This is a genomic window from Ornithinimicrobium cerasi, from assembly GCF_003702705.1.
GTDB lineage: Bacteria > Actinomycetota > Actinomycetes > Actinomycetales > Dermatophilaceae > Ornithinicoccus > Ornithinicoccus cerasi.
Genome location: NZ_QZMN01000011.1, coordinates 94,771 through 107,864, shown reverse-complemented (window position 1 = coordinate 107,864; position 13,094 = coordinate 94,771). Strand labels below are relative to the sequence as shown.

The following is a 13,094-nucleotide window of genomic DNA, read 5'->3' as shown; positions in this document are numbered from 1 at the left end:
CCGGCGCTCCGGCGGGTGAACCGCCCGCCGGAGCGTCAGCCGCCGTCGACGACCACCTCGAGGACCATGTCCTCGGGGTGGTCGTCCGTCCCGGCGACCGTGACCGTCGTCGTGCCCGCCGCGTGCGCGAGGAGCTGGTACTCGGCATACCCGGGGTCGACGAGGTGGTCCACCGGCACGAGCTCCACCACCCCGGGGTCGGCCGCGGTCGGGGCGACCTCCTGCAGCGGTGGTTCGAGCCGCAGGGTCGCCTCCTCACCGGGGGACAGGCGCAGCGTCGAGCCCGTGTCCGCGGGGGTGAGGACGTCTCCGGCGCCGTGCTCGGTCATCCCTGCTCCTGTGCTCGTCGGGGGGCTTGTCGTCGCCGACCCGCCGGGGGTGACGGACGGGGGCGCGGCGGACGTGGGGGCTGACCCCTCGTCGACCGACTCGCCGCACCCGGTGAGCAGGAGGACGAGGGTGAGGCCGGCGGGTGCGGCACGCGCCCGGCGACCCGGTCCGCGCGGGGGGAGGCGGCGTCTCATACTGTGGAATCTAGCCCGACCACCTCCAGGAGGTCCGTTGACCCAGCCGACGTCCGACCGCACCCCCGGCCCGGGGGGCCCGTCGTTCCGCGAGCGCAATCTCGAGCAGCAGGTGCGGACGATGACCGCGCGGCTGGGAGAGCTGACGGCGCGCAACGACCAGCTCGCGGACACCCTGCGGGCCGCGCGCACCCAGATCTCCGGGCTGCGCGAGGACCTCGACGCCCTGGCCTCGCCGCCCCTGACGTTCGGCCTGGTGCTCGGACTCGTGGGGGACGGCACCGTGGACGTGTCGGTGGCAGGCCGTCGGGTGCGCACCGGGGTCTCCTCCGAGCTGTCGACCGACGAGCTGCGACCGGGGCGCGAGGTGCTCCTCAACGAGGCCCAGGCGGTCGTGGCGGTGGCGGGGTACGAACGGTCCGGGGAGGTCGTCACCTGCAAGGAGCTGCTGGGCGAGGACCGGGTCGTCGTCATCGTCCGCGGTGAGGACGAGCGGGTGTGTCGTCGGGCGGGTTCCCTCGCGGAGGAACCGGTGCGCCTGGGCGACGCCCTCCTGATGGACCCCCGGACCGGCTTCGTCACCGAGCGGGTGCCGCGGCCGGAGGTGATGGAGCTGGTGCTGGAGGAGGTGCCGGACATCTCCTACGACGACATCGGCGGGCTGACCGGGCAGATCGAGCAGATCCGCGACGCCGTCGAGCTCCCGTTCCTGCACCAGGACCTCTACGCCGCGCACCAGCTGCGCCCGCCGAAGGGGGTGCTGCTCTACGGGCCGCCCGGGTGCGGCAAGACGCTCATCGCCAAGGCGGTCGCTGCCTCCCTCGCACGGCAGACGGCCCTGCTGAGGGGCGCGCCGGCCGAGGAGAGCACGGCGTCGTACTTCCTCAACATCAAGGGCCCGGAGCTGCTCAACAAGTACGTCGGCGAGACCGAGCGGCACATCCGGCTGATCTTCCAGCGCGCGCGGGAGAAGTCGGCGGACGGCCGCCCCGTCGTCGTCTTCTTCGACGAGATGGAGTCGCTCTTCCGCACCCGCGGGTCCGGGGTGTCCTCCGACGTCGAGACGACGATCGTGCCGCAGCTGCTGGCCGAGATCGACGGCGTCGAGCGTCTCGACAACGTCATCGTCATCGGTGCCTCCAACCGTGAGGACATGATCGACCCGGCGATCCTGCGCCCCGGCCGGCTCGACGTGAAGATCAAGATCGAGCGGCCCGACGCCGCAGGTGCGCGGGACATCTTCGCGAAGTACCTGACCACCGACGTGCCGCTGCACCCGGACGAGGTCGCAGCCCACGGGGGCGACCGCACAACCACGGTCGCGGCGTTCATCGACGTCACCGTCGGGGGGATGTATGCCGTGTCGCCGGAGAACGCGTTCCTCGAGGTGACCTACGCCGGCGGGGACAGGGAGGTCCTGTACTTCAAGGACTTCGCGTCCGGGGCGATGGTGCGCAACATCGTGGACCGGGCCAAGAAGCTCGCCATCAAGGACCTGCTCCTCAGCGGCGACGAGGGACTGCGCCAGCGGCACCTCGACCAGGCCTACCTCGACGAGTTCCGGGAGAACGAGGACCTGCCCAACACCACCAACCCCGACGACTGGGCGAGGGTGTCCGGCAAGAAGGGTGAGCGGATCGTCTACATCCGCACCCTGGTCGGCGACAGCACGGGGACCCACCCGGGTCGCTCGGTCGAGCAGGGGGCGCACGGCCCCTTCCTCTGACGGTGCGTGCAGGAGCCACTCACGTGGGTGGCCTGGGTGCGGGTCAGGTCGGTATGGCGTGCACCGGCCACTCACGTGGGTGGCCGGGGTGCGGGCCTGGTCGGTATGGCGTGCACCGGGCACTCACGTGGGTGGTCCCTGCGCCCCGCGGACCGGTCTCGCGTGCAGGGGTCACGCCGCTGCATGGCCGGGGAAGTGCCTACGCCACTCGTCGGACAGCGGCGGGACCTCCATCCCGGCCTTGCGCATCGCGGCGACCAGCCGGTCGAGGGTGCGGGCCGGGGTGCGGTAGATGTCCTTGGCCAGGAGCACCATGATGCGCCAGTCCTCCGCGTCGAACTCCTCCCTGCGCGCGACGTCGGACTCCCACTGCGCCCGGGAAAGGGCGTGCTGCCGACCGTCGTACTCGAGGGCCAGCCGCACCGCCCGGTAGGCCAGGTCGAGCCGACGCCGCAGCTGGCCGTCGGGGGACCAGAAGCACACGTTGACCTCCGGCTCCGGCAGGCCGGCCAGCACGACGAGCAACCGGGAGCGCGTCTCCATCGCGGAGTCCACGCCGTGCCTCACCAGCCGGGCGGCGCGGAGCGTCGCACGGCGGAGTCGTGGGCCGGCAGACTCGGTTGCGGCCACCAGCCGGTCCGGGGTGGTGCGCCCCCGGCGGACGAGCGAGTCGCCCAGCACGACCAGGTCCACCAGGGTCAGGTGGCCGGCCAGGTCGAGGAACGTGTCCTCGGGCGTCGTCACCGGCACACCGCGAAACCGCGTCGGCACCCGCGCCGACCGGTGCACCGTCAGCTCGGGTCGTCGCGAGCGGTGGCGGTTCCCGGGGATGCTCGCGTGCATGACCACCGTGTCCGGGACGACAGCCCCGTAGAGCCTGGCCGCCTGGTGGTGCGAGATGAATGCGTCCGCACCCGCGAGCAGCAGGGCGGCCAGCGCCTCGACCCGTCCGTCGACCTTCACCCGGGCATCGACGTAGACGCCGGGCAGCACCCGCCGGTACGTCGAGGACTTCACGGCACGCCGTGGCAGCCCGGCCCGGGTCGCGGACCCGAGCAGGAACGGCTGACGAGGATCGAAGGTCACCCGCGCAAGCGTGCCGCGACCGCGGTGGTCGCGTTGGCGCTTGTCCACAGGCAGGTCTCGGCGCCCCCCGGTGAGTGGCCGGTGCGCGGCGATCGGCGGACCGACGGGCGTGGGTCACGCAGGTGAGTGGCCGGTGCGCGGCGATCGGCGGACCGACGGGCAGGCGTCACGCAGGTGAGTGGCCGGTGCACAGGGGAGGGCGGCGCACGAGATGACGGTCGGTCGACCTGCGGCGGGCACGTAGACTGGTGAACATGCGTTCACTGGAGGCCGAGACGGCCCGTCCCGGCCCGTCCACCGGCGCGATCATCGCCGTCCTCGGCCTGTGCGGGACCCTGGTCTCGCTGCAGCAGACGCTCGTCCTGCCGCTGCTCCCCGACTTCCCCGAGATCCTGGGGACCACCAGCGACAACGCCTCCTGGCTGGTGACCATCACCCTCCTGACGGCCGCCGTCGGCACTCCGATCGTGTCGCGGCTCGCGGACATGTTCGGCAAGCGCCTGATGATGCTCGTCTGCATGTGGGCGGTCATCGTCGGGTCGCTCATCGGCGCGCTGTCCACCAGCCTCGGGATGGTCATCCTCGGCCGCGGTCTCGCGGGCCTGGGCGCCTGTCTCGTGCCCGTCGGCATCAGCATCATGCGCGACCACCTGCCCGCCGACAAGGTCGGCTCCGGCGTCGCGCTGATGTCCGCGACGCTCGGCATCGGGGGCGCGGTGGGTATGCCGCTGGCGGGCGTGATCTACCAGAGCCTCGACTGGCACGCACTCTTCTACGTCTCCGGCGGGTTCGCGGTCGTCATGCTCGTCGCCGTGCACCGGGTGGTGCCCGAGTCGACCGTCCGCACCCGGGGGCGGTTCGACTTCCTCGGCGCGGTGCTCCTCTCGGTCGCGCTGACCTGCTTCCTCCTGGCGGTGAGCAAGGCCGGATCGTGGGGCTGGAGCTCCCCGCTCACGCTCACCCTTCTCGTCACCGCCGGCCTGGTGCTGGCGGCCTGGGTGCCCTGGGAGCTGCGGACCGGGCAGCCGCTCGTCGACATCCGCACCTCGATGCGGCGCACCGTGCTGCTGACGAACGCGGCGTCCGTGCTGGTCGGGTTCGCGATGTTCGCCAACTTCCTCACCTCGGCCCAGCAGGTCCAGATGCCCCTGGAGACCGGCTACGGGTTCGACCTCTCGGTCGTGGCCACGGGACTCGCGCTGCTCCCGGCGGGGATCCTCATGGTCGCGATGTCGCCCCTGTCGGCGGGCCTCATCCGGCGCTACGGGCCGCGCGCGGTGCTCATCGGCGGGGCGCTCGCCATGGCGGTCGGCTTCGTCACACGCGCGCTGCTGCACGGCTCGGTGGTGGAGGTGATGGTCACCTCGGGCATCGCCTCCCTCGGCACCGCCCTGGCCTTCGCGGCCATGCCGACCCTCATCATGCGCGCCGTGCCGATCACCGAGACGGCCTCGGCCAACGGCCTCAACACCCTGCTGCGCTCCATCGGCACCTCGTCCGCGTCGGCGCTCGTGGCGGCGGTCTTCGCCGCCTCGATGATCCGGACGAGCAGCGGGGAGATGGCGCCGACGTTCGCGGCATACCAGCTGGTGTTCTGGGCGGGGACCGCAGCCGCGCTCGGTGGCGCCCTCATCGCCGCGTTCATCCGCCGACCGGTGCGGCTCGACGAGAGCCTGGAACCGGCCGGCGCCGTCCCGACGGGTGAGCGGGTGCACGTCAAGGCCGACGGGGAACGGCCCGAGGTGCTCGTGCGGGGCCGGGTGGTCGGCCCGGCCGGGAGGCCGCTGCGCCAGGCCGTCGCCACCGTGCTCCACCCCGACGGTCGGCACGTCGACTGGGGCCGCACCGACAACGACGGCCGCTACGTCCTCGCCCTGCCGGAGGGAGGCAGCTACCTGCTCGTCGTCTCCGCCGAGGGCTGGGCGCCGCAGTCGGAGCTGGTGGACCTCGACGCGGGGGAGGCCGAGGACGTCACGATGACCCGACGACTGCTCCTCAGCGGCCACGTCACCGACGCCGGCCGCCCGCTGGGCGGGGTGATGCTCTCGCTCATCCGACACTCGGGCGAGTACGCGGGGACGACGACAGCCGACCCCGACGGCTACTACGAGCTGGGTCTGCCACCTCCGGGCCGCTACGTCCTCACCGCCGTCGACCACGGGACCGGCCGGACCCGCTCCCGCGCGCTCACCGTGCACAGCACGTCGGCCAGCCTGGACGTGGACCTGATCACCGGGGTCCCCCGCCCGGCGGAGCGCGCGGACCTCACCCCGGTGGCGGTGCGCGAGCCGTGAGCGCCACCGAGACCCGCGAACGGGTGCTGCGCTCGGCACGTCGGCTCTTCGGCGAGAGGGGGTATGCGTCGGTCACCATCCGTGAGGTGGCGGGGGTCGCGGGGGTCTCACCGGCGATGGTGATGAAGATCGCCGGCTCCAAGGAGCAGCTGCACGCCCTCGCCCGGCCCGCCGAGCCCGCGCCGCTGCTCCCCGACACCCCGCTGGAGGGCATGGGTGAGCTCCTGGTCCGCCGGATGCTGACCCGCCGCGACGAGGAGGCCGCCGAGCCGTGGCTGCGCGCCCTCTACCTCTTCCCGCAGGCGCCGGACCGGGAGACCGCGCTCGCCGACTTCCGGCAGCGCTTCCTCGGCCGCTTCCCGTCCGAGGGTGAGGACCGGCGGCACGTCGAGCAGCTGGCCTGCCTGATGATCGGCCTGGCGGCCGGCGTGCGCACCTTCGGCCTCCTCGAGGGTGCCGACGACGAGGGGCTCGAGGACGCCGTGGTCCGCGAGTACGGCGCCCTCGTCCAGGCCGTCCTCGACCGTCTGGACGTGCCCCGGGCGACCGGGGCGGACGGCGGGACCGCCGTCGGGAAGGGACCGTAGGGTGGCCCCATGACCGTCCGTCGCGTGATGGGGATCGAGACCGAGCTGGGGATCACCAGCGACCAGGTCGACGCCCAGGGACGGCCCCTCACCCCCATGCTCCTCTCGGGCCAGGTCGTGCAGGCCTACGCCGCGGGCGCGCACGCGGGCGCCGCCCTGCCCACCGGCTCCGGCTGGGACTACGCCGACGAGACGCCGCTGCGGGACGCCCGCGGCTACGAGATGGCCCGCGCGCTCGCCGACCGCTCCCAGCTCACCGACGTCGAGGACCCGACGATCGCCAACACCGTGCTGGCCAACGGCGCGCGGTTCTACGTCGACCACGCCCACCCCGAGTACTCCTCACCCGAGGTCACCTCGCCCACCGAGGCGGTGCGCTACGACCGCGCCGGCGAGCAGGTGGCGCTCGCCGCGGCGCGGACGCTGGCCGGGCGCGGGCAGCAGGTGCGGCTCTACAAGAACAACGTCGACGGCAAGGGCGCCTCCTACGGGACCCACGAGAACTACCTCGTCCCGCGCACCGTGCCGTTCGAACGGATCGCCCGCGACCTGATCCCCTTCCTCGTGGCCCGACCCGTCATCGCCGGCGCCGGCCGGGTGGGGCTGGGGCAGACGAGCGAGCGACCCGGCTTCCAGCTGAGCCAGCGCGCCGACTACCTCGAGGCCGAGGTGGGGCTGGAGACCACGCTGCGCCGCCCGATCATCAACACCCGGGACGAGCCGCACGCGACCCCGCACCTGTGGCGCCGGCTGCACGTCATCGTGGGCGACGCCACGATGGCCGACGTGACGACCCTCCTCGCCGTCGGCTCGCTCAGCGCCGTCCTCCGTCTCCTGGAGACAGACCCCGGGGCGGTCCCCGACGTCACGCTGCGCGCCCCGGTGGCGGCGGCGCAGGTCATCTCCCACGACCCGACCCTGCGCGCGACGGTCGAGACCCTCGACGGACGGCACCTGACCGGGCTCGACCTGCTCGAGGCCCACCTCGAGGCGGTCGAGGAGGCCGCCGTCGGTGGTCACGAGGGGTGGGTCCTCGACGAGGAGACCCGCCTCGTCCTGGGGCGGTGGCGCACGGTCCTCGACGCCCTGCGCGTCGACCCCGCCTCCTGCGCCGCCCAGGTCGAGTGGGTGGCCAAGCTCTCGCTCCTCGAGAGGTTCCGCGACCGGGCCGGCGCCGCGTGGGACGACCCGCGGGTGCAGGCGATGGACATCCAGTGGCACGACCTGGACCCCGCACGGGGGCTGGCGCTGCGGCTGCGCGCCGCGGGCCAGCTGGAGCGTCTGGTCGACGACGCGGCGATCGCCGCCGCGGTCGCCGAGCCGCCGGCGGACACCCGCGCCTGGTTCCGCGGCGAGGTCGTGCGTCGTTTCGGCACGGACGTCCGCGCCGCCTCGTGGGACTCGGTCGTCCTGCTCGACGAGCGTGGTCGCGTGCGCCGGGTCCAGCTGCCCGAGCCGACCTCCGCCACGCGTGAGCAGACCGCGGCCCTGCTCGACCGGCATACCCGCACCGCCTCCTTGCTCACCGAGCTGGTGAGCGAGGACGTCTGAGAGGAGCATCCCCATGTCCGAGCAGCAGAAGTTCACCTCACGGCGCGACGACGCCGCCCCCGAGCCCGAGCCGGCGGTGCCGCCGGCGGCTCCCCAGGCGCAGCACGCCGAGCGCGACGCCGCCCTGGACAGCCTCCTCGACGAGATCGACGGGGTGCTGGAGACCAACGCCCAGGAGTTCGTGCACAACTTCGTGCAGAAGGGTGGGCAGTGAGCCGGTGCCCGGGGGCCCGCCGTCCCGGACCGCGGTGAGCGCGGTGGACCGGCGGATCATCGGGATCGAGACCGAGTTCGGGGTCAACGCGACCTTCCGGGAGGGCCCGCGGCTGGCACCGGAGGAGGTGGCCCGCTACCTCTTCCGCAAGGTCGTCGCGTGGGGCCGGTCGAGCAACGTCTTCCTGTCCAACGGCTCGCGGCTCTACCTCGACGTCGGCTCGCACCCGGAGTACGCCACGGCCGAGTGCGTCGACCTCCTCGACGTCCTCGCCCACGACAAGGCGGGCGAGCTCATCGTCCAGGACCTCGCCGACGACGCCGAGCAGCGCCTCGCCGAGGAGGGGATGGACGCCACCATCTACGTGCTGAAGAACAACGTCGACTCGCGGGGCAACTCCTACGGCTCGCACGAGAACTACCTCATCCGCCGCGACGGGCGCCTCGAGCGGGTGACGGACACCCTCGTCCCCTTCCTCGTCACCCGGCAGCTCGTCAGCGGAGCGGGACGGCTGCACGTCGTGGGGGAGCGTGCCACCTACCTCGTCTCCCAGCGTGCCGACCACATGTGGGAGGGCCTGTCCTCGGCCACCACCCGCTCACGGCCCATCATCAACACCCGCGACGAGCCGCACGCCGACCCCGAGCGCTACCGGCGCCTGCACGTCATCGTCGGGGACTCGACGATGAGCCAGACGACGACCCTGCTGCGGATCGGCACCACCGACCTCGTCCTGCGGATGCTCGAGGCCGGGACCATCGTGCCCGACCTCGCCCTCGCCAACCCCGTCCAGGCGATCCGCGACGTCAGCCGCGACCCGACCGGCCGCCGCCCGCTGGCCCGCCAGCGCGGCGGCACGATCACCGCCCTCGACATGCAGCGCGAGCTGCTCGAGCTCGCGAGCAGGTATGCCGCCGGCGCGGGCATCGCGGACACCGCCCCCTACGACCAGGTCCTGGAGCTGTGGGACCGCACCCTGCACGCCATCGACACGGACAACCTCGCGCTCGTCGACACCGAGGTCGAGTGGGTGATGAAGAAGTCGCTGCTCGACTCCTACGCCGACCGGCACGGTCTGGCACCGCACGACGAGCGTCTGCAGCAGCTCGACCTCGCCTGGCACGACGTCCACCCGCGCCGTGGCCTGGTGCCGATCCTGCAGCGGGCCGGTCGGGCACGCACCCTCGTCGACGACGCCCGCGTCGCCCGGGCCATGCACGAGCCGCCGCAGACCCGGGCCCGCCTGCGGGGCGACTTCGTCCGCGCCGCCCAGGAGCACCGGCGCGACTTCACCTGCGACTGGGTGCACCTCAAGCTCAACGACGCCGCCAGCCGCACCGTCGTGTGCAAGGACCCCTTCGTCAGCGTGGACGCCCGGGTCGAGGAGCTGATCGCCTCGATCCGCGCCGGGTCAGCGCCTCACACCGAACGCCCAGGTTCCGTTGGTTAGGCTGAGCAGGTTGTCCTCCACCGTCTAGCAAAGGATGCGCGCGTGCGCTCACCCCGACCCTGGCTGGCCGCCCTGGCCGCCGCCCCGCTGCTCCTCCTCGCCGGCTGCGCCACCGAGGGCGGTGACGGGGACGCCGCCTCGCAGAGCGACGACGCCGCCGTGACCTCGGCCGTCGCCGACGGAGACCTCGCCGAGCTGGCGGTGGACACCGAGGGGGACGCGCCCCAGATCACCTGGAACGACGAGCCCTTCGCCGAGGGCGACCTGCCCTTCCGGGTGTCGGAGACCCAGAGCCAGGACGTCGCCGCGGGCGACGGTGACGAGGTGGCGCAGGGGCACGAGGTGCAGGCCCGATACCTCGCCGTCAACGGCACCACCGGTGAGCAGCTGCTGTCGACCTACGAGGCCGACGAGACCGTGACGCTCGACCTCAGCAACGAGAACCTCTTCCCGGCCTTCCTCGAGACCCTGCCCGGCCGCAGCGCCGGCGACACCCTGCTGCTCGCGATCCCGGCCGCCGACGCCTTCGGCGCCGCGGGCAACCCGCAGCTGGGCGTCGGGGCCGACGACACCCTGGTCTTCTACATGGAGGTCGTCTCCAGCAGGGAGCCGCTCACCTCCGCGACCGGCGAGGCCGTGGAGCCGGAGGAGGGTCTGCCCGAGGTGGAGGCCGACGGCGCGTCCGCGGCCCAGATCACCGTCCCCGACGGCACCGAGGAGCCGACCGAGCTGGTCAGCCAGGTGCTGGTCAGGGGCGAGGGCGCCGAGGTGCAGGCCGGCCAGACCGTCAAGGTCCACTACACCGGCGTGAAGTTCTCCGACGGCGAGGGCTTCGACAACTCCTACGACCGCGGCGAGCCGGCGGAGTTCCCCATCGGTGTCGGCCGGGTCATCCCCGGCTGGGACGAGGGCCTGGTCGGTCAGACCGTCGGCTCGCGCGTCCTTCTCGTCATCCCCGCCGCCCAGGCCTACGGCGAGGCCCCGGCGGACACCGACGGCGCGACCGCCCCGCCGGCCCACGAGCTCGCCGGCGAGACCCTCGTCTTCGTCGTCGACATCCTCGGCGCCTACTGAGCGCGCCCGCCCGAGCCAGCCCCACGACATACCCAAGGAGAGACATGAGCGAGTCCCCGTTCGGCGAGGTCAGGAAGGCCAAGCCGGAGATCGACTTCCCCGGTGACAGCCCGCCCAGCGAGCTGGTGACCGAGGACGTCGAGGTCGGCAAGGGTGCCGAGGCCACCGCCGGAGCGACCATCTCGGCCCACTACGTCGGTGTCGCCTGGTCGACCGGCGAGGAGTTCGACGCCTCCTGGAACCGCGGCGAGCCGCTGACCTTCACGGTCGGCGTCGGCCAGGTCATCCAGGGCTGGGACCAGGGGCTGCTCGGGATGAAGGTCGGCGGCCGCCGAAGGATCGTCATCCCGCCGCACCTGGGCTACGGCGACCGGGGCGCCGGTGGCGCCATCAAGGGTGGCGAGACGCTGATCTTCGTCGTGGACCTCGTCGACGTGCGCTGACCCGCGCCCGCCTCCCGCTGCGCCCCCGTCACCGGTCCCGGTGACGGGGGCGCAGCGCGTGGAGGTCGAGGTCGCGCGACATGTGCTCGAAGGCGAGGATGCCGCGCGAGGAGTTGCCGTGTCCGTCGAGGCGGGGTGAGTAGGTCGCGATGCCGCCCCGCCCGGGGACGGCACCCAGGATCCCGCCGCTGATGCCGCTCTTGGCCGGGATGCCGACGGAGGAGACCCAGTCGCCGGCGGAGTCGTACATGCCGCAGGTCAGCATCACCGAGAGCACGTGCCGGGTCGCTCTCGCGCTCAGCACCCGGTCCTCGGTCCCCGGCAGGACGCCGTCGTTGGCCAGCGTCGCGGCGATCCGGGCCAGCTCGACGACGCTCACGGAGAGGGCGCACTGCCGGGTGTAGCCGTCCACGACGTCGTGCGGCTCGTCGGGCAGCTCGGACAGCGCCTTGACGAGGTGGGCGATGCCGAGGTTGCGGTGGGCGTCGGCGATCTCCTGGCGGTAGCACTCCTCGTCGATCTCCAGCTCGCGCCCGGCCATCGCCGAGAGCACCTCCCGGATGCGCTCGAGCCGGTGGGCCGCGTCGCGCCCGGCGACGAGGGAGTGCGCGGTCAGCGCGCCGGCGTTGATCATCGGGTTGGCCGGCCGGTTCGAGCCGTCGTCGAGGCTGATCCGGTTGAACGCGTCACCGGAGGGCTCGACGTCGATGTGGCGGAGCACCTCGTCCATGCCCGAGCTGTCGATCGCGACGCCGTAGACCACCGCCTTGCTCATCGACTGGATCGGGACCCGGTGCTCCGCGTCACCGGCCGCCCACACCGTCCCGTCGACGTCGACGACGGCCACCGCCATCCGCTCCGGGTCCGCCTCCGCGAGGACGGGCAGCTCGTGCGGCTCGCCCGAGTCCTCCCCCCGCACCCGCTCCAGCAGCTCCTCCAGGTATGCCGTCAGGCCGCCGTCGCGCATGCGCCCACCCTAGGCGGTGGGCCGGGCGGCGAGGACGCCCGCGACGGCGGCCGCCAGGAACGAGGCCGCGTCCTCCTCGAGACCACGACCCATGGTGCGCAGCCGCGTCGGGACGTCCGCCAGCACGTCCATGAGCTGGTCCACCGGCACGTCGACCGGACGCAGGTGCGGGGCGCGGTCGGCGAGCCGGGCGACCTGCTCCCGGACGTCCTGCAGGCAGGAGTCCGTGGTGGGCCGCCCGGTCCTGCCGGCCGGCACCGGGACCTCGGCCGGGTGCGCGAGGACGCGGCCGTAGGCCGTCGAGCTGTGGTGCGAGAGGCCGCGGTGGCGCGGGCGCGGGTCGGCCTCGGAGACCCGGAGCGAGGCGACGGGGCGGCCGCCCAGCACGGCGGCGGCGTTGAGCGCCTCTCCTGCGGAGACACCCGAGAAGCCCCATCGCGTGCCGGTGCCGAGGTTGCCCGGACCCTGGACCACCACGGCGAGGTCCGCGCCCACGACGTGCCGGGCCGCGAGCAGGGCGCTGTGGACGGTCACCGCCTCCAGGTCGCCCCCGTAGGCCTGCACGGCGGTGATGACGGAGGTGAGCCAGCCCGCCGCGCGCAGCTCGGCGCAGGTGCGGGAGAACGCGGCGGGAAGGGCGCCACCGTCGGTCATGACGTAGGCGATGCGCAGGTCGGCCCGCTGTGCGCGGACGCCGGCGACGACGGCGGGCAGGGCTGAGTGCAGGTCGGCGGCCACCACGGGCAGACCGTCGAGGTCGTCGGCGTCGACGAGGAGCGCGTGGTGCTCGCCCTCGGGGTCGTCGACACCCAGGACCGTCGTCTGCATCGGGGTGTAGCGGGCCTTGACGAGGTGGCCGGGCGCGGCGCGGTCGACGGTGGGCCACAGGTCGGGCCGGTCGGGGACGGCGACGACCACGGCATACCCCCCGGTGCCGAGCCCGCGCTCGAGGGCGGTGACGTTGAGGAGGACACGGTCACCGGGTTCCGGCGCCCCCACGACGTCGGGGTAGGCGAGGGACCGCACGGTGCCCTCCGCGGTGTCGACCTCGAGCTCGAGGACCCCGGCCCATCCGCCGACCCGCCCGCGGACGGTTCCCTCACGCCAGGTGATCACCCAGGGAGCCTAGTGCCGGCCGCCCGGACCCGTCGGTGTGGCAGCGGCCACCCGTCGGAGCG

General features: G+C 73.4%; 12 protein-coding genes. 8 read left to right on the top strand and 4 right to left on the bottom strand.

Going from position 1 to position 13,094, the window contains the following annotated elements:
• Positions 1–35: 35 nt before the first annotated feature.
• Positions 36–524: a pilus assembly protein N-terminal domain-containing protein gene (locus tag D4B81_RS18180; protein ID WP_161965161.1), complete on the bottom strand. Its 489-nt coding sequence runs from the start codon at positions 522–524 to the stop codon at positions 36–38.
• Between the two features lie 121 nt (positions 525–645).
• Here D4B81_RS18180 and arc point away from each other — a divergent pair, with 121 nt between their 5' ends.
• The gene (gene arc, locus D4B81_RS13500) at positions 646–2,250 is read left to right on the top strand and encodes a proteasome ATPase (RefSeq protein WP_122263153.1); all 1,605 of its coding nucleotides are present in this window, start codon (positions 646–648) and stop codon (positions 2,248–2,250) included.
• Between the two features lie 171 nt (positions 2,251–2,421).
• Here the strand turns inward: arc and D4B81_RS13495 are convergent, their stop codons facing one another.
• The gene (locus D4B81_RS13495) at positions 2,422–3,336 is read right to left on the bottom strand and encodes a hypothetical protein (protein WP_237565996.1); all 915 of its coding nucleotides are present in this window, start codon (positions 3,334–3,336) and stop codon (positions 2,422–2,424) included.
• 254 nt (positions 3,337–3,590) lie between these two features.
• On the opposite strand from D4B81_RS13495, the gene D4B81_RS13490 reads away from it, so the two are divergent.
• The 7 genes from D4B81_RS13490 to D4B81_RS13460 are packed head-to-tail and all read left to right on the top strand — an operon-like array spanning position 3,591 to position 10,949.
• Positions 3,591–5,630, top strand: a complete 2,040-nt coding sequence (locus D4B81_RS13490) for an MFS transporter (protein ID WP_122263151.1) — start codon at positions 3,591–3,593, stop codon at positions 5,628–5,630.
• Entirely contained in the window at positions 5,627–6,217 is a 591-nt protein-coding gene (locus D4B81_RS13485) for a TetR/AcrR family transcriptional regulator (RefSeq protein ID WP_122263112.1), read from the top strand. The genes D4B81_RS13490 and D4B81_RS13485 overlap by 4 nt, the downstream gene beginning before the upstream one ends.
• A 9-nt stretch (positions 6,218–6,226) precedes the next feature.
• Entirely contained in the window at positions 6,227–7,768 is a 1,542-nt protein-coding gene (dop, locus tag D4B81_RS13480; protein ID WP_122263111.1) for a depupylase/deamidase Dop, read from the top strand.
• A gap of 7 nt (positions 7,769–7,775) precedes the next feature.
• A complete protein-coding gene (locus tag D4B81_RS13475; protein ID WP_419866246.1) occupies positions 7,776–7,982 on the top strand; it encodes a ubiquitin-like protein Pup in 207 nt (68 codons plus the stop codon).
• A gap of 43 nt (positions 7,983–8,025) precedes the next feature.
• Entirely contained in the window at positions 8,026–9,432 is a 1,407-nt protein-coding gene (gene pafA, locus D4B81_RS13470; RefSeq protein ID WP_097187632.1) for a Pup--protein ligase, read from the top strand.
• A gap of 42 nt (positions 9,433–9,474) precedes the next feature.
• Complete coding sequence (locus D4B81_RS13465; RefSeq protein ID WP_122263109.1) at positions 9,475–10,506, top strand: FKBP-type peptidyl-prolyl cis-trans isomerase; 1,032 nt, start codon at positions 9,475–9,477, stop codon at positions 10,504–10,506.
• A 44-nt stretch (positions 10,507–10,550) separates the two neighbouring features.
• Positions 10,551–10,949 (top strand): FKBP-type peptidyl-prolyl cis-trans isomerase, encoded by a 399-nt coding sequence (locus tag D4B81_RS13460; protein ID WP_122263108.1) that lies wholly within the window; start codon positions 10,551–10,553, stop codon positions 10,947–10,949.
• Positions 10,950–10,977: 28 nt separating this feature from the next.
• On the opposite strand, the gene glsA is transcribed toward D4B81_RS13460, so the two are convergent.
• Positions 10,978–11,916 carry a glutaminase A gene (gene glsA, locus D4B81_RS13455; protein WP_122263107.1) on the bottom strand — a complete coding sequence of 313 codons (939 nt, stop codon included), beginning with the start codon at positions 11,914–11,916 and terminating at the stop codon, positions 10,978–10,980.
• Between the two features lie 9 nt (positions 11,917–11,925).
• Positions 11,926–13,032 carry a DUF3866 family protein gene (locus tag D4B81_RS13450; RefSeq protein ID WP_122263106.1) on the bottom strand — a complete coding sequence of 369 codons (1,107 nt, stop codon included), beginning with the start codon at positions 13,030–13,032 and terminating at the stop codon, positions 11,926–11,928.
• Between the last annotated feature and the right edge of the window lie 62 nt (positions 13,033–13,094).